Source organism: Butyrivibrio sp. AE3009, assembly GCF_000420845.1.
Classification (GTDB): Bacteria; Bacillota; Clostridia; order Lachnospirales; family Lachnospiraceae; genus Butyrivibrio.
Map to the genome: position 1 here is coordinate 1 of NZ_ATVS01000041.1, position 16,905 is coordinate 16,905.

18 protein-coding genes are annotated in these 16,905 nt (G+C 41.3%); 1 reads left to right on the top strand and 17 read right to left on the bottom strand.

Going from position 1 to position 16,905, the window contains the following annotated elements; translation table 11 throughout:
* From G588_RS20635 to G588_RS0115605, 13 genes are all read right to left on the bottom strand, one after another.
* Positions 1-398: hypothetical protein (locus tag G588_RS20635; RefSeq protein ID WP_022779634.1), on the bottom strand; the 398-nt coding region annotated here is incomplete at its 3' end.
* A complete protein-coding gene (locus G588_RS21810) occupies positions 395-985 on the bottom strand; it encodes a VanZ family protein (RefSeq protein ID WP_022779635.1) in 591 nt (196 codons plus the stop codon). The genes G588_RS21810 and G588_RS20635, both read right to left, overlap by 4 nt.
* 2 nt (positions 986-987) lie before the next feature.
* Positions 988-1,890 carry a glycosyltransferase family 32 protein gene (locus G588_RS21815; protein WP_022779636.1) on the bottom strand — a complete coding sequence of 301 codons (903 nt, stop codon included), beginning with the start codon at positions 1,888-1,890 and terminating at the stop codon, positions 988-990.
* On the bottom strand, positions 1,865-2,806 hold the full coding sequence (locus G588_RS0115560; protein WP_022779637.1) for a capsular polysaccharide synthesis protein: 942 nt from the start codon (positions 2,804-2,806) through the stop codon (positions 1,865-1,867). Before G588_RS0115560 ends, G588_RS21815 begins: the two co-directional genes overlap by 26 nt.
* The gene (locus G588_RS0115565) at positions 2,790-4,178 is read right to left on the bottom strand and encodes a hypothetical protein (RefSeq protein ID WP_022779638.1); all 1,389 of its coding nucleotides are present in this window, start codon (positions 4,176-4,178) and stop codon (positions 2,790-2,792) included. The genes G588_RS0115560 and G588_RS0115565 overlap by 17 nt, the downstream gene beginning before the upstream one ends.
* Before the next feature lie 19 nt (positions 4,179-4,197).
* Positions 4,198-5,130, bottom strand: a complete 933-nt coding sequence (locus G588_RS20650; RefSeq protein WP_022779639.1) for a glycosyltransferase — start codon at positions 5,128-5,130, stop codon at positions 4,198-4,200.
* Positions 5,127-6,125 (bottom strand): glycosyltransferase, encoded by a 999-nt coding sequence (locus G588_RS0115575; RefSeq protein WP_022779640.1) that lies wholly within the window; start codon positions 6,123-6,125, stop codon positions 5,127-5,129. The genes G588_RS20650 and G588_RS0115575 overlap by 4 nt, the downstream gene beginning before the upstream one ends.
* A complete protein-coding gene (locus G588_RS0115580; RefSeq protein ID WP_022779641.1) occupies positions 6,097-7,512 on the bottom strand; it encodes a polysaccharide biosynthesis tyrosine autokinase in 1,416 nt (471 codons plus the stop codon). Before G588_RS0115580 ends, G588_RS0115575 begins: the two co-directional genes overlap by 29 nt.
* Before the next feature lie 21 nt (positions 7,513-7,533).
* Positions 7,534-7,797: a PqqD family peptide modification chaperone gene (locus tag G588_RS0115585; RefSeq protein WP_026668837.1), complete on the bottom strand. Its 264-nt coding sequence runs from the start codon at positions 7,795-7,797 to the stop codon at positions 7,534-7,536.
* A gap of 23 nt (positions 7,798-7,820) precedes the next feature.
* Positions 7,821-8,939 (bottom strand): sugar transferase, encoded by a 1,119-nt coding sequence (locus tag G588_RS20655; RefSeq protein WP_081644385.1) that lies wholly within the window; start codon positions 8,937-8,939, stop codon positions 7,821-7,823.
* Positions 8,926-9,165 (bottom strand): glycosyltransferase, encoded by a 240-nt coding sequence (locus G588_RS20660; RefSeq protein WP_155830816.1) that lies wholly within the window; start codon positions 9,163-9,165, stop codon positions 8,926-8,928. Before G588_RS20660 ends, G588_RS20655 begins: the two co-directional genes overlap by 14 nt.
* Before the next feature lie 38 nt (positions 9,166-9,203).
* Complete coding sequence (gene pssD / locus G588_RS0115600) at positions 9,204-9,674, bottom strand: PssD/Cps14F family polysaccharide biosynthesis glycosyltransferase (protein WP_022779645.1); 471 nt, start codon at positions 9,672-9,674, stop codon at positions 9,204-9,206.
* A 236-nt stretch (positions 9,675-9,910) separates the two neighbouring features.
* The gene (locus G588_RS0115605) at positions 9,911-11,137 is read right to left on the bottom strand and encodes an LL-diaminopimelate aminotransferase (protein WP_022779646.1); all 1,227 of its coding nucleotides are present in this window, start codon (positions 11,135-11,137) and stop codon (positions 9,911-9,913) included.
* Between the two features lie 335 nt (positions 11,138-11,472).
* On the opposite strand from G588_RS0115605, the gene dapF reads away from it, so the two are divergent.
* On the top strand, positions 11,473-12,366 hold the full coding sequence (gene dapF, locus G588_RS0115610; protein ID WP_196804996.1) for a diaminopimelate epimerase: 894 nt from the start codon (positions 11,473-11,475) through the stop codon (positions 12,364-12,366).
* Positions 12,367-12,414: 48 nt separating this feature from the next.
* Here dapF and G588_RS0115615 read toward each other — a convergent pair whose 3' ends face one another.
* The 4 genes from G588_RS0115615 to hisC form a co-directional block, all read right to left on the bottom strand.
* Positions 12,415-14,220: a hypothetical protein gene (locus G588_RS0115615; RefSeq protein WP_155830817.1), complete on the bottom strand. Its 1,806-nt coding sequence runs from the start codon at positions 14,218-14,220 to the stop codon at positions 12,415-12,417.
* Positions 14,221-14,392: 172 nt separating this feature from the next.
* Positions 14,393-15,265 carry a class I SAM-dependent DNA methyltransferase gene (locus tag G588_RS0115620; RefSeq protein ID WP_022779649.1) on the bottom strand — a complete coding sequence of 291 codons (873 nt, stop codon included), beginning with the start codon at positions 15,263-15,265 and terminating at the stop codon, positions 14,393-14,395.
* Positions 15,266-15,286: 21 nt separating this feature from the next.
* A complete protein-coding gene (locus tag G588_RS0115625; protein WP_022779650.1) occupies positions 15,287-15,763 on the bottom strand; it encodes a COG2426 family protein in 477 nt (158 codons plus the stop codon).
* The gene (gene hisC, locus G588_RS0115630; protein WP_022779651.1) at positions 15,763-16,815 is read right to left on the bottom strand and encodes a histidinol-phosphate transaminase; all 1,053 of its coding nucleotides are present in this window, start codon (positions 16,813-16,815) and stop codon (positions 15,763-15,765) included. The genes G588_RS0115625 and hisC overlap by 1 nt, the downstream gene beginning before the upstream one ends.
* Positions 16,816-16,905 lie beyond the last annotated feature (90 nt).

Consider the following 16,905-nt stretch of genomic DNA (forward strand, 5'->3'; position numbering starts at 1 on the left):
GCTGCTTTTTTTTCTTCTTTGAGTTCCTTGGCACTCTTAGCGGTTGCGGTCTTAACCGTAGCTTCCTTCTTAGGTTCTCCCTTCTTTGGCTCTTCCTTCCTGGATTCTTCTACCTTGGGTTCTTCTACCTTGGATTCTTCTACCTTGGATTCTTCTACCTTGAGTTCTTCTACCTTGGATTCTTCTACCTTGGATTCTTCTACCTTGGGTTCTTCTACCTTGAGTTCTTCTACCTTGGGTTCTTCTACCTTGAGTTCTTCTACCTTGAGTTCTTCTACCTTGAGTTCTTCTACCTTGAGTTCTTCTACCTTAGTCTCTGCAACCGGAGTTTGAACCTTATTCGCCTGTTCCTGATTTTTCTGTGCTTTTGCTACGTATTTTTTCTTATTCTTACTCATTTCTCTCTATCCCGTCTTATTATGCCCAGTATCGCCATAACAATGGAAGCTATTACCGCTCCGATCATCGTACCGGAAACATTAGTCACTAAATCGGTTATCTCAAATATTCCTCTTTTGGTCACAAGCTGAAAGAATTCAATTGTAAAGCTTGTAAGAAATCCGGTGATGGTAACCATCAAAAAAGCTTTGATCTGTTTATCACCGGGTCTTTTAAGTCTCAGCAAAAATCCCCAGGGCACAAAAAGAATCACATTCAGGATACTGTATACCGCCTGCTTCACCATATACCATCCGCCCCTTATAGACCCCAGGTTCAAATGAATGGATATATTTCCGGATCTTGATCCGCCCTCTCGTCTAAACAGAGTTATCATCAGAATCACACCGGCATAGCAGATAGTACAAAAAGTCAGTATCATCTGACTCTTAGTCACTTTCTGTCCCGTTTTCATAAGGACTGCCTTGGCGATCACAAGGCACAACAGTGCCACCAAGATCAAAAGGATGATATCGCTGAAATAGATTCCACGAATCTGCTCGGATATTAAATTAACCATCATGCTATAATAATCGTTTACACTCATTTTTACAGCTCAGGAAGCTTTTCCCCTCTCTGTTGTGCAATCAGACACCCGTAAAAAGGAATACCCTGATTTAACTTCTTGTATCTGTTCTTCCTTACCATAATCTGGACCTTGTCAAAGATCCACTGATTTCCGGAGAGCAATGACTTGATCCTGCCCTTCAGGGTCTTGGATCTATCTACCTTGATCTGCCATTCACCTGCACACAGATGCACTGCGTAGTGATTGCCAAGGAGCTTACCAATCTCAAAAAACTCCTTAGGGTAGATAACAAAATCTCCCATATCCTGATACTTGTTTCCAAGTTTGAATTCCGGATAATGCTTCAGAATGTAGTAGGTATGATAATAATTGCTGGTGGCATATCCCCTGACTAAGAGTTCTCCGTTTTCGCCTTCTGTGAAAACCTTTCCCCCTCTTGCCTTTTCCCTGGATACGATCACGGATCTGTCATACATATCAAGAAGCCCCTTAATATAGGAATTCCCCTTTTCACTTCCGATAATGGCAGTTCCCACTGAACAATCAAAAATGAAATTCAAAAAAGCAGTATGCTTAAGCAGCGGATCGAAGCTTTTATTTATCTTTACATCCGTATCCAGATATATTCCGCCGTATTCATACACAGCCTTGAGTCTGTAATAATCTCCGATAAAACCAAGCTGCCTGTCTGCATAAGTCTTTCTGACAAAATCATTTTCATCGAAGCTGCAGTTGGATTCATCCCATCTCATAACGGTGTATCCCTCAAGCTTCTCCCAGGAATCAAGACATTTCTGAAGATCCGGCGGAAGTGGTTTTCCTCCGAACCAGCAGTAATGAATTATCTTGGGAATCCTGTCCCCAGCTTCAGGCTTTATTGTTTTTAATTCTTCCGGATCAGATGTTTGCTTTAATAACGACATTGTAGAAGTTCCCCTTTTTTTCAAGCAGCTCCTTGTCAAATCTGGTGCTTAGCTTGTGAATCCCCGTTGTCTTTTTTAACATTTCCCATTTATTTGCATCATAGTCATCGTATATATAGGTCGCCAGAACATGAGCCTGAGCCTGGCTGACAATAGGCATTGCCTTGAAGTCTTCCTGATAAAAATCGTTGACTATGCTCTCCATAATGTGATACAAAAAGTAGTTCTCCGCATAATCATGATCCTTCCAATAAGCAAACAGAAGCTCCTGGAGAAGGCATAGCATATTGTTGTTGGTGGTACTGTGAATAAACCAGTTGTTAAGCTCCATGATCTCAGGGTTAAAACCAAAGTAGTAATAACTGATCATGAAAAGCTGCGTCTTATCAATATCTTCAAATAGACTTCCATCAGTCATAAAAACCGTTGAATCAAGCCAATAACCGCCATATTTTATGAGAAGCGCATTCCTTACAATATCTGAAAAATGTGCATCTCCGATCTTACCTTCCTGCCTTTTCCTTTTAATAAAATCAGGTAGTTCAATATAGTCATAGACATTCTGCTCATCCAAGACCACAAACTCCTTATCGGGAAGGCATTTCTTCTGACTCTCATAGCACTTCTTTACGATTTCAGGAGCTTGATCTATACCCTGAAGCCACATGGACCAGATAACATCAGAGTTACTATGCTTTTCCCTATCCTCCCATGGACGAACAGCGGTGCATCGTTCCAGATATCTTTTCTTGTATCTTCTGTAAAAGATCATTCTGTGCTTCTGCCCTGCCATCACACTGTACAGGAAAGAGGTCTTCTCGTCGTTGTAGCGGAGCTTTTCCATTGCCTTATCATAGATGGTTCCAAGAAGCATTCTCTCTTTAATTCTGTTTTTCAGCTTACTTGATTCTGGCAAAATAGAACTTCTCCTTTTTTAAATATCTGCTCTTCTTTTTTTCTTTTGGCACGTAAGGTGACTTGTCTGCACAAATATAAATCGCAAAAAGCACATATAAATACTTTAGCGTCTGAAGTGAATCAACAACCTTGATATTAAGTAGATACATTGAAGCACCGACAAAACACATTCGAATTATACCCGATCTGGTCTTAATAATGTCTTTCGCCATTGAAGCTGTAAGTCCAAAAACGTAAAGCATAAATGAATACATTCCGGGATAAGCATAACGAACAAATTCAGCTATATAAAAATTATCAATGGATTCAACTTTCCTTCCATTAACCAGTGACCTAAAACCTCTCTTTCTTCCCAGTCCCAGAATTGGATTAACCCAATCAACATGAAATATTTCTTCCAAAAGATCTCTATATGCTTTACTCTGACGTAGCTGCGTTACATCAGCACCATAAGCTGCAGAATATGTTGTATCAAAAACAGAGTCATATACACTTGTCAGCTGTAACATAATATAGTTTCCGAATGAAGTCTTAAAAGTTGCTGCCAAAATTAAACCGAATGCTATCAGGCCTGTCGCAAGATAAATACAATTAGCTTTGAAATACTTCAAATCTGACAATACAAACATAAGAGCAATTTCAGCAAAAGCCACACCAAGAGTTGATCTTGATCCGGTCTGAAAAACATTGACCATAAGAAGTATTAAAAGAACCGGTCTTCTGAACACATTGAATTCCTTCGTTTTTACATCATATGCTGAAACCGGCAACATTGTCACAAGCATAAGACCATAGCCAAGTGAGTGGTTGGCGGAGCTCATAATTCTATAATGGCCACCTCTTATAAACCTTCCGGTATATATACCGTCAATAGTCTTAAGGTAAGCAAACGGAGAAGTTCCCATAACAATCTCTAGTAATCCAAGAAAAGTCAAGGCATATACTAAAGTCAATATAAGCTGAACAAACTCATCAACGCCAAAAGTATGTTTGATAAGATAAATGAGAATATACATCTCCAAAAACTCGATAAATGGATTCAGGAAAGCATTAAGATCCGCTCGAAGGACCATGGTATAGCCAATAACAATAATATACGGAATAAGTACAAGCCATACTTTCTCCGTAAGAAGAATATTCTTAAAATCCTGAGTTCGCTGGTAATCTGCAATCACCATTGCAAGAACCAGAATGATCATAATTCTTACAGCAGTAAGGTCAAATATCGGATTCGGAAGACCAAAGTACTGAGGAAGCACATATAATGCAAAAACATAGCCTACCGCAATCTTTTTAAAGGCATTTAGTTCCTTGTCGTTTCTTAAATATTTACTTTTTTCTCCCGGAACAAAAACCGCAGTATTTTCCATAGTTTACAATCTCTTTGCCTCAGGCTCTGAGAGCCATCATCAGTTCCACCGGAATGGAACGCCTTTTATGATAACAGTCCGTATATGCAAAAAGCTTGAAGAAGTTCATAAGCTTTCTGCTCTCTATAAGGTCAATTCTCTTCTGGGTAGCTCTGATATGCTTATCCAGAAGTCTTATCTTATCGATTTCCGTGCCATGCATAAGGCAGTACTGTCTTGTCTGCTCATGGCTCTTTTTAAGGTCCTTAAGGTACTTAAGTCTCTTATCGTTCTGATGTTCCTTGTGAAGAGTAACATTGGAGGAATGAAGGCGCCTCTTTAAAGTAACCTTGTGGTAAAAATAGAGGCTCTCTCTTGCAAGAGCAAGCTTCCATACGAACTCATCATGGGCCCATCCCTCATACCAAAAGCTGTCAACTTCATCGAGAAAGCTTCTTCTCATGGCCATGGTACAGCCCTGACAGCCTATGAAGATATTGGCGGAATTAAACTCCATCTTTTGAAGAGACTCATCGTTTCTGAAGGTCGCCAGCTCCCACTTCTGTGGATCCGGCGCATCCTCAGAGCACTTGAAGGGCTCGAATTCGGAGCCGATAAGTTCTGCTGCCGGATTATCTCTAAGGACACCTACCATCTTCTCAACTCTGTCAGAAACCCAGATATCATCCTGATCACAAAATAGAATGTAATCCCCTGTGGTCTTCCTGAGAGCATTAACAAAATTGGAGGCGTATCCCAGATTCTTCTCATTTACAGAAAAGAAAAACCTATCCTGAAGGTCATGCTTCTCAATAAAATTCCTTACCACCTCAGCTGTTCTGTCAGAAGATCTGTCATCGCAGATGATAACTTCATCCACCGGCAGAGTCTGATCAAGAATTGACTCAAGCTGCTCTTCTATGAACTTTTCACCGTTATAGGCAGCCATCGCCACCGAGATCTTTCCGCTCATCCAACCATTACCCTGGCAAGTACTTTGCCGTAGATAGGACAGGTTACCCTGTTTACGGTTTTTATGTACATACCGATTTTTCCCTTGAAATACTTGTTTTTCCTATAATCCGGAAAATGCTTGATCACAAAACCAAAGGTCTTGTTGTATAGCTCTCTTCGCATAAAATCCGAATCCACACGGCCTATTCTGCTGATATTGCTGCAAAAAGCCGTCTTAACACAAAAATATTCGAGCTCATCCTTGTACTTTCCATAAATACCGTTTCTTTGGAAGAACTCGATTATGTCATCAAAGACGTTGAATATGTCTCCGACTCTCCTCCCCAGGTTACCTGTCATGGTTGAGTTACCCCTGACACAGTAATAAACCAGCTTCTCATCCACATAGGCATGTTTCCTGACAAAGGGAAGGGTCTTGATATAAAAGGCCGTATCCTCGTAGATCATTCCTTCCGGGAAGGTTATATTATTCTCTATAAGAATCTCTCTCCTATACAACTTGTTCCAGGGAGAAACCTGGGGATTGAGGAACAGTTCCTTAACATTCTCATGAGCACAGATAGTTCCTCGTGTTCCTATTTCCTTATAAAGAGGAAGTCCATCCGGACCTGTCTCACCAAGTTCCAACATGCTGTGATAATGACATTCACAGAGGTCTGCGTTCTCTTTAACAGCCCTGTCATATAACTTCTTAAAAAGCTCGGGATCCACATAGTCATCGGAATCGGCAAAGCCTATATAATCTCCTGTTGCCTTGGATATACCAAGGTTTCTTGCAGTGGCCTGCCCACCGTTGGTCTTGTTATAGACCTTGATAAGATCAGGGTAACGCTGCCTGTATTCCTCAATTATCTGAGGCGATGAATCCGTGGAGCCGTCATTGACAATGATAAGTTCCATCTTACTCTTGTCCAAAGTCTGGGCCAGCAGCGCATCCATGCATCTTCTTAAATACTTTTCCGTGTTATACACGGGAATTACTACGCTTACCATACTCCCCACCGTTTATGTATTCCTTGTGATTGTAGTCCTCGGACATAACGGAAATGCCGTTGTAAATAAATCCGCAGATGTTGGCATCAACCGCTTCAAGTCTTCTGATTATCAGCTCTTCTCTCTCAAACCTTGTTACTGCTTCCCTGATAACAACAACAAAGGCGGTGGCTACATTTACAACCTCCACGCCATCGGCTACTACACCGATTGAAGGAGTATCGATAATTATATAATCATAATCCTCTTTTTTATCTGAGATCAGTTCCTTCCACTTCTCACTGATAAGAAGGTCTGTAGGGTTTGGCGGAAATGCGCCTGTCGAAATGAAATCAAGGTTCTCAGCGATGTTTTCATGAATAACCACTTCTGAACAGATACCGGCAAGATATTCACTAAGTCCCTGTCCTGCTTCCATTCCAAACTCTTCGGCGATATTGCCGTTACGAAGGTCAGCATCCACCAGCAGTGTCTTCTTGCCCATAAGAGCAAAGCTCCTGGCAACGTTAATGGAATTGGTGGTCTTACCCTCATCGTAGTCAGCACCTGTTATTGCAAATACAGGGCATCTCTCTCCTTTACCAAGAAAAAGAAGATTAGTCCTGATATCGTTATAGGCCTCTCTCAATATGAACTCGCTATTCTCATCAAGAAGGACATTGGGCTCACCATTTTCCTTTTTGTCCCTGATAAGAGGAACCATACCAAGGATTGGAATATTGAACATATCCTCAACCTCATAAGTTCTTCTGTAGGTGGTGTTCATAAGTCCCTTGTAGATGAAGAAAAGGGCTGAAAGAACTCCGCCGGCCGCAACGCCTAAGGCAATCATCATAAATATACTGGTTGATTTGTATGGAGCTGTGGGAAGCACTGCTTCATCAAGAATCTCAATACCTCCGGACTTAACTATACTTACGATTTTCTCCGGTGCCAGTGCTCCAATAGTGTTGGCTATGGTCATTGCCATATATGGATCGGGATCTCGAACAGTAACCTTGAATACGGCAGTTCCCCCAACTGCCTGAGTTGAAACATAGCTCCTCAGCCTAGAAACTGTGTAATACATAGGATTAAGTTCTGCTTCCTCAATAACGGATTTCAGGAATCCATCACTTTTAAGAATCTGTGAATAACTGCTAAGCAATCCGCTGGCCTGACTAATCTCACCTGTAGAAAGGTTGATTCCGTTGTCGTTGATATAATCCGGATTTGAATAAACATAGAACGAAATTGTTGCAGCATAGAGATCGCTCCTCGTAATAAAGGCAAACCCTCCTGCCAATGCTCCAAATATGATTCCGATGAGGATCATGTACTTGAGCTTGGTTTTTATAATCCAGATAAGTTTTTCTAAATGAAAGTTGTTTATAATTGTCTTTAACACTTCTGTTCCCCTTATTATGTATTAGATAAAATCAAGTTCCTTAAGTTTCCCCAAAAACTCCTCTACAGATGCCTCGCACTCTTCTCTGGAAACATCATATTCAGAAAGAAGCTTATCAACTATCTCTCCAAAGGTAATTTCCTCCTGTATAAGATCCCAGATGTCGTTACCGCTTCCCTTGATCATAAAGTACTTGCCGGATTCAAAGTCTATCATTACTTTTTCCCCGGAAAGATCTGTCACATTCAAATTCTTTTTAAGCTTAATCTTTTCACTTACGTTCACCTTCATTACCTCCAAAATGCGCCTTAGTATGCGCCCTTTCTTTTAATTAAAACACCTACTGTCTTAAACAGTATTTCCAAGTCTGACCATATCGTCCAGTTATCGATATACTTAAGGTCAAGCTCTACGACTTCATCGAAGCTCTTGATGTCATTTCTTCCGCTTATCTGCCACAGGCCGGTGATGCCGGGCTTGATGCTGATCCTTCGCCACTGGCTTCGCTTGTATCCGGAAACCTCCTCGGTTGTAGGCGGCCTTGTTCCTACAAGGCTCATCTCGCCTCGAATTACGTTAAACAGCTGTGGAAGCTCATCAATACTGGTTTTCCTGATGAATTTCCCGACCCTGGTGATTCTCGGGTCGTCCTTTATCTTAAACATGAGTCCCTCCATTTCATTTTGGGATTCCAGCTCATGTTTCAGACTCTCTGCATCCTCGCACATGGATCTGAATTTGAATATCTCAAACATTCTTCCGTTCTGACCGACTCTCTTTTGCTTGAATATCACAGGTCCCGGAGAATCAAGTTTAATAGCCAGGCAGGTTATCAGCATTAAAGGCAGAAGCACTATGGCCGCTGTTATGCTTACCATCAGGTCCATACCTCTTTTCAGTACCTGCTCATAGCTGTTAAGTGCGATGGTGTGATAAGTTATAAGCGGATACGTTCCAACGGAACTGACATAACTGTCGGACCTGTTCATCCTTCTGGAATAGGCAACATCCATAACAACCTTGACTGTAACTCCCATCTCCAGGCAGATATCAATGTATTCCTGAATCCGTTCTATATTGTCATCACTGTGGATTATGAAGAACACCTGATCAATCTCATATTTCTTAATGATATCCTCAAGACCTGCCAAGGTACCCAGAACGTTGAATATCCTGTTTGCCGGCATGTCACCTTCAAGGATATAGCCGATTTCTTCCACCTTCACACTGGTTTTGTTCAAAAAGTAGTTGAATTTTTCATACTCATCAAAGTTTCCAACGAATGCTGCTCTCGGTGCCCTGTAAGTCGTGAAAGTCATCTGCAAAAATCTGCTGATAACCATGTTGACGCAGATAGCCACATAGGACAGCACCAAAAACATTATGTGGAATTCTCTTATACTCTGATGAGGATTATAGACATACATAATAGAAGTGGTCACAGCAGCTGCACTCTGCTATTTTTTTATTATACGTTTCTGCATCCATGAAGTCCTTGTAACTGCAGTTCCTCGGTGTGTAATTAGAACTCCCGGTCTGCACAAAGAACTCCTCGCTATACCCCGGCGCCATTTCATCAACAGCCTTGATAAGTCTGTTCATTTGAAATTTCTGCGTTCCCAGCGTGACGAAAATCACGAAAATTCCTCCCATCTTAGGCCGTAATCCCACATTACGGCTTGTTTGTCAGATTAGAATATTCCACCGCCCAGCATGGATTTGGGATACTGCTCCAGCATATCCTCCCACTGCACCATGAAAAGATCTGACATATTATAGACAAGCTTGCCGGTCATGGAAGGTTCTGTTACCCTCGCAAAGGACTCGACATAAACCACTTTTATCCCCAGAAGCTTACCTACCACGCAGAAAGGATAAGCTATAAGTGCGCCTGTCGTTATTATAAAATCGGGTTTTTCCTTAAGAAGAATAATGAGTGTTCTAAAGAACAGCCAAATGAATTTAGGCATGAATGTGATCTGTCTTCGATTCATCTGTGGCAGGTAATATCTCTTATCTGAGCAGAAATTCTTGATCTCGAAATCACTTTTTTCAGTGACAAGAAACGAGTCATATTTTTCCTCAATCCCCTTGAGCCTTGAGATTTCCTCAAGATGACCGCCTGAAGATGCGACAAATGCGACCTTTTTATTCTTCCCCATAAACTTTTCCCCTTTTCCCCAACTTTCGCGAAATGTTAACACATAATAATTTACACTCTCGCTAATCATAAAATCTATCATATTTGTTAGAAATTTTGAAGAGGAGTAAAAAAGTTTTTAAATTCGATAAATTGTTTGCATTTTCTATGCAAATTCGACCATTTTCTTGATTGTTACAACAATAGTAAAAAGCAGCCAGAACCCGCATGGTTACTGGCTGCTTTATTAAGATAATCTTAAAGTTTTTTGATCCTGTTAAGAGCTTCCACGCTGCTTTCATAACTTCCGAATGCGGTGAGTCTGAAGTAGTGTTCTCCGCTGGGGCCAAAGCCCGATCCCGGAGTACCTACAACCCCTGCATTTTCAAGAAGATAATCAAAGAATTCCCAGCTTGTCATGTTGTCTTTGGTTTTAAGCCAAACGTAGGGTGAATTAACACCGCCGTAAACAGTATACCCCGCTTCTTTAAGACCCTCCAGGATATATGATGCGTTTTTCATATATCCGGCAACCATTTCCTTTATCTGAGCTTGCCCTTCGCTGCTGTAGCAGGCTTCTCCTGCTCTCTGCACAATATAGGGAGCTCCATTATATTTGGTTCCGTGGCGTCTTGCCCAGAGACTGTGCATTTCCACTTCACTGCCCTGATACTTAACCTTGAGATCGTGAGGAATTATTGTGGCAGCCAGACGCAGTCCTGTAAAGCCGGCATTCTTGGAGAAGGACCTAAGTTCTATAGCACAAGTTCTGGCACCTTCACACTCAAAGATTGAGTGAGGAACATTATCTTCCGAAATATATGCTTCGTAAGCAGCATCAAATATGATGACGGACCCGTTTTTGTTAGCGTAGTCAACCCAATCCTGAAGTCTGTCCTTGGTGATGGCAGTACCTGTAGGATTATTGGGGAAACACAGATAGATTATGTCAGGAACTTCCTTGGGAAGCTCCGGTGAGAAGTTGTTCTCAGCTGTGCTTGGCATGTATATTACGTTGCTCCAGATGCCGGTCTCCTTGTCGTAGTCACCGCATCTTCCCGACATAACGTTGGAATCCACATACACAGGATAAACCGGGTCGCATACCGCAATCTTGGAATCCCTTGAAAAGATTTCCTGAATGTTGCCGGAATCGGATTTGGCACCGTCCGAGATGAATATCTCATCATCAGCTATATCACAGCCTCTTTTTCTGAAATCATTCTCTGCCATGGCATGTCTTAGGAACTCATAGCCAAGGTCCGGGGCATATCCTCTGAAGGTAGCGGGATCAGCCTGCTCATCCACAGCCTTGTGAAGAGCCTTGATTACTGCTGGCGGAAGGGGCTGTGTCACATCGCCTATTCCAAGTCTTATGATGTTCTTCTCGGGGTTGGCCTGCTGAAAGGCATTGACCTTCTTGGCTATGGTGCTAAAGAGATAGCTTCCGGGAAGTTTCAAATAATCTTCATTTGGTTTGAACATTTTCTTCTCCTTCTTGTGGTAACTAATAACAAAAAAGGCGAACGTCAAAAAGCTCTTTCCGCATCATACAGCCGGAAAAAGTCCTTTGACGTTCACCCCATTGTGAACGACAGTTAAAAAGATTTTACATCATGTTTGTATAAATGTATACATCATTGGATAAAATTTCAGAAACACGCATTTACTGCAGGTTTTGTGAGAATATGATACGAATATCCTATTTTTGCATGGGTTCTTGAGTCTTTATTCAAGAAGCTATACGTTTTTATTCTGAATATGTTATGATAGTTCAAAATTAAATTGTTTGATGCATAAACGGAGGGAAAAGCATGAAGATCAACTTTACCAAGATGCAGGGCTGTGGCAATGATTATGTTTATATAGACGGTGGTAGTGAGAAAATTTCTCAGGATCAAAAATCCGAGTTGGCAATTAGAGTATCCGACAGGCACTTCGGTATCGGCTCCGACGGACTTATTTTCATAAATCCCGTAGAAGATCCTGATGTTGATTTTGAAATGGAGATGTATAACGCAGACGGTTCCCGCTCTGAGATGTGCGGTAACGGCATCAGATGCGTAGCCAAATTCGTATACGACAAAGGTCTTACAGATAAGAAAAAGCTTACCATAGTAAGTGCAGGCAAAAATAAATACATCGATCTTACAGTTGATGAAAACAACCTGGTATCCTCAGTAAAGGTTGATATGGGTGCTCCGATCCTGGAAGCTGCGGAAGTCCCCGTGGCAGTTCCGGATTCCTGTATAACAGCCTCGGATATTTATGGCAGTCACGTCATTGATGCTCCAATTGAAGTTGCGGGAATAACCTGGAACATGACATGTGTGTCAATGGGTAATCCCCACGCAGTTGTCTTCCTGCCTGAAGATATGGATCTGGAGACCTTTGACATTGAGCATTTCGGTCCCCTGTTTGAAAACCATGAGTATTTCCCAAGACGTATAAATACCGAGTTCGTTAAGATTGATAACAGAAACAATGTCCATATGAGAGTCTGGGAGCGTGGAACCGGTGAGACCCTAGCCTGCGGAACAGGGTGCTGTGCTACGGTTACAGCCTGCATTTTAAACGGCCTTACAGACAAAAAAGTCACCGTCCATGTACTTGGAGGTGACATTACATGCAGCTGGGATGGAGAAAAAGATTCTCCGGTTATAATGGAAGGCCCGGCTACGACGGTATTTGAGGGAACGATAGAAGTTGAATAACGATTAAAGGGGCCTATCGATTGAGACTGGCCCCTTAGCTTAATAGTTTTATCCTCGGAACACCATTTCTTTTATAACGAGATTACCCTCGCTTTCCTTAGTCACTACAAACTTATATTTGCCCTTCTTATCAAAGGAAAGTACACAATTTGTACTTCCTGCTTCAAGCTGATTTGTGGATACCAATTCACCATTGCAATATACTTCAAGAGTATTATGGTTATCCTCCGCTTCATACTTTAATTCATACTCAAAGCTACACGGTGCTTTTATTATGGCACTTGTCAACTTAATTCCAGAACTATCACAGTGAAGATAGCCCTTTTCATCCACAATTCCTTCAGTGACATATCCCGGCGTAATTGCCAGATCGATAGTCTCAAATCCATTAGCTATAAGACTTATGCCGTCAAAAGCATTGCTGTCCGAATAGTATAAAGAATATGTATCAACTTTTCCTATAGCAACATAATTCTCATGAATGAAAGTCGGCATTTTATCTATATCTTTTTCATGAATGGCAAATATATTCTTATCTGAAAATGCCGATCTGTCTCTCTCAGTTATATAATAATCATAGTTTACAATTGTATTAAGATCTGTATTGTAAACCTCATAAATATGATCCTTATCCATCACCTTCATGAGTTCACATAACTGACTTCCATTCAGAACAAACAAGTTGTTTGCTTCATACTCATCAAGTACTTCTATGAGATCACCACAATAGTCCATATCAAACTCATAAAAGTCTTTATACCTTGCGAAGTACTCAGGAAGGCTCTTTGTGAAGCTGACAACATTCACAACCAAGATAAATACTGCAACCAACGCATACACGCCATTTTTCACAAATTGATTGTACTTATCACTCCACTTTTCAAGAACAGTCATGCTCACAAGCATAAGCGGAATCGCACCGATGAGATGATATCTTGCAGTACTGTTAGTCACAAACAGCAAAAGGAAGTTCCAGGTAAATATTGATATAAGCATCACTTCAAATCTGTCAGCATCATCTATTTCCTTGCTCTTTTCCGACTTGTTCCAAGATATACCAAAGGCTCTGGGAATCTTAATCATGCCGATAAACGATATGAATACAATCGCCCATCTGCAACATATCGCAATTCCCGCAGGAGAAACCGTTCTTCCGCCTTTGTAAGCAAAAGGGTTATAAAGCTTTATCAGATCATTAAATACTGCAATAAAGTGCTCGAGGTATTCTGTAGTATATGTCATATTACCGGTATTAGGTCTGATACCAACAATAAGGCATATTACATTTCCTATAAAAGCTACTGCTACTGTGGCAATTATCATAACAGTGCGATATTTCAGCGCATCATCCGTGCCCTTTCTTAATCTGTACATTATCTCGCAGATAACAACCGGGATAATACCGCTTAGGAAAACATAGATTCCACTAGAAATACTATTGATAAAAAGAAGTACAAAGTAAATAAGCAAAAGAGCTTTTTCTAGTACTGATGCCTTTTTCTCTTTTTTCCCAAGCAAAACATATACAAACAAAATTGGAAGCAGTGCCTTATAAACATACTGTCCGCCAAATATGAACATCATATTTGTATATGCAAGCATCCCGAAGTCGTATAACGTAAAAATCGCGACCATAGCCAATAGTCGTGTCTCTTTTCTGGCGCCTACTCTGTCTAAAAGCTTCCAGATAACCACTGCCCAAAGAGCTATGTTAATCACATTGGCAACACCAAAAGCAATGCGAACATTTCCGGTAAGCATATAGATTGGCAATGCAAATAGCGTAGCACAATCAAATTCTCCGGTTGTAATATAATCCCACTGAGGCAGAAAAATACTTTTTTTATCACCCATTTCAACAAGATGCGTTATGATTTTGGCGTAATCATAATCTATAAAAGCTGTATTAGGAAAAAAATTAATCTTAATATATGCAAATGCTTCAAAGCATAGTGTCAAAAGCAAAACTGCCTTAATTACTTTTTTTATATTTTGTTCCAGTAAATTACTAAGCTCCATAGTTCTCTCACTTTCCCTGCTCTCTGGCAACAATATATATTCTCTCACTCTCTTCATCCGGCTCCTTGTGGTTATCAGCATCGATCGCAATCACAAATTCCAGTCCAGCTGCCGCAACGAAGCCCTTCATCTCTTCCAGAGTATATCCCCTCTGGTAATGAGTCTCAGTAAATTTCCTGAAGATCTCTTCATCCTTGGATAACTTCACAAATATAGTCAGGTCATACTCGTTGACATGCTCTTCCTCATGGTAGTAGTTCTCCCAAATGAAGCTGCAATCCTCTCTGTTCTCTGCAATAGTAGCATCGCCTATAACATCCCTGTACTTGTGAAGGGTATTAAAGTCAAAGATAAACACTCCCTTAGGGAAAAGGAAATTGTTCACCAGCTTGAAGGTCTCGATAAGCTCCTCATCCTCCAGCACATAGTTCACACTGTCGCAGACACTGACAATTGTTCCGGCGGTGCAGTACAGATCCAGCTCTCTCATGTCCTGCTCCAGGTACATTATGTTAAGTCCCTGCTCCATGGCCTTGTTTCTAGCAATATTGAGCATATCGGAAGAGATGTCAGTTCCGATTATGTCATACCCTTTTTTAGCAAGAATCTCTGTAAAACTGCCGGTACCACAGCCCAGCTCTACTATGAGATTGCGTTCCTCATTAAGGGCTTCCTCTGTGTTCTCTTCGGCCGCATCCTCTGCTCCGGAATCCTCTGCCTCGATGCCATCACCATTCGCTCCGGGCTTTTCGCCCTCTGCATAGGGCTTTGACACGCCGTATTTCTCAATTAATCCCGCAACAAAATCACCCCATACATCGTATGGGGTTTCATCCATGAAGGTATCATATACACTTGCAAAATCGCTGTATGCTTCCATTCCTACCTCTTTTTTGAAAACTTAACCGAATAATCCTGCAATGATCATTATCAGTTTGGTACCTGTTCCCATTATAATACCGGCGAGAATAACACCGCAAACAACAGCTCTTACACTCTTTTTAAAATCCATATCAAGGATTGATGCAGCCAGAGTTCCGGTCCAGGCTCCTGTTCCGGGAAGTGGTATTCCTACAAACAAAAACAGTGCCCAGTAGAGGCCTTTTCCTGCCTTCTCCTTAAGCTTTTCTCCGCCCTTGTGTCCCTTTTCAAGACAGAAGGTAAAAAACTTACCGATAACAGGCTTATCCTTGCCCCACTCAAGAACCTTTCTTGCAAAGAAAAAGATAAAGGGCATAGGAAGCATATTTCCTATGATGGCAATGATATAGCTCTGAAGCAGCGGAAGGTTATGAGCCACCGCATAGGGTACCGCTCCACGAAGCTCAACAAGCGGAACCATGGAAATAAAAAATACTATAAGATATTCCTTTAACATTAAACAATCTCCTTCAAAACGCTGATAAGCGTATCCATCTCCTCATCGGTTCCGATGGAAATTCTAAGATACTCACTTATTCTTTCAGGCTTATTAAAACGACGCACTATTATATCATGTGCACGAAGATAATCAAATATCTCTTTGCCGGCCATCTTGGGATGACGGGCAAAAATGAAGTTGGTCGCAGAATCTCCAAATTCAAAGCCCAGTTCCTTAAGCTGAATCTTGACTCTCTCCCTTGTGGCCACAACCTTGGCAGTTGTCTCCTCGAAATACTCCTTGTCCTTCATCGCTGCTGCTCCAAGAGTAAGAGACGGCATGTTCATGGTATAGGAGTTAAAAGAAAACTTTGCATCAGACAGATATTTTATCAGCTTCTCACAGCCAAAGGCATAGCCTATACGAAGTCCCGCCAGAGACCTTGACTTGGAATAAGTTCTTACAACAAGAAGATTGTCGTACTTATCTATAAGAGGAAGCGCCGTCTCTGCTCCGAAATCAACATACGCCTCGTCAACGATCACCACCACATCGGGATTACTCTTAATAATGTCCTCAATCGCCTCAAGACCAAGCTTAACACCTGTGGGCGCATTGGGATTGGCTATAACGACACCGCCGTTTTCCGCATGATAATCCGCAGGATCAATAGTAAAGTCCTCATTCAAAGGAATCTGCTTGTACGGAATTCGATACAGATCAGCCCAAACATCATAAAATGAATAAGTTATATCCGGGAACAAAATCGGTTTATCCGAATTAAAGAAAGTAAGAAATGCCATGGAAAGAACATCGTCAGAACCAACTCCGACGAATACATTCTCTTTTTTCACACCATAAAAAGAAGCAATGGAATCCACCAAAATGCTGCAGGTAGGATCCGGATATTTCCTGTAATCATCCAGCTCCGTCTCCTCATAGGCTTTGTAAACCGAAGGCGCCGGCGGATATGGATTCTCATTGGTATTCAGCTTAATGATATTCTTAATCTTAGGCTGCTCACCGGGTGTATAAGGTACAACTTTCCTGACATTCTCTTCCCAGCTCATTTTTCTCTCCTTAGAATAAAATCAACGTTTCCAAGCAAAATCTCCTTAATTATATAAATCTAATGCCATAAAATCAAGCATACTATTGTA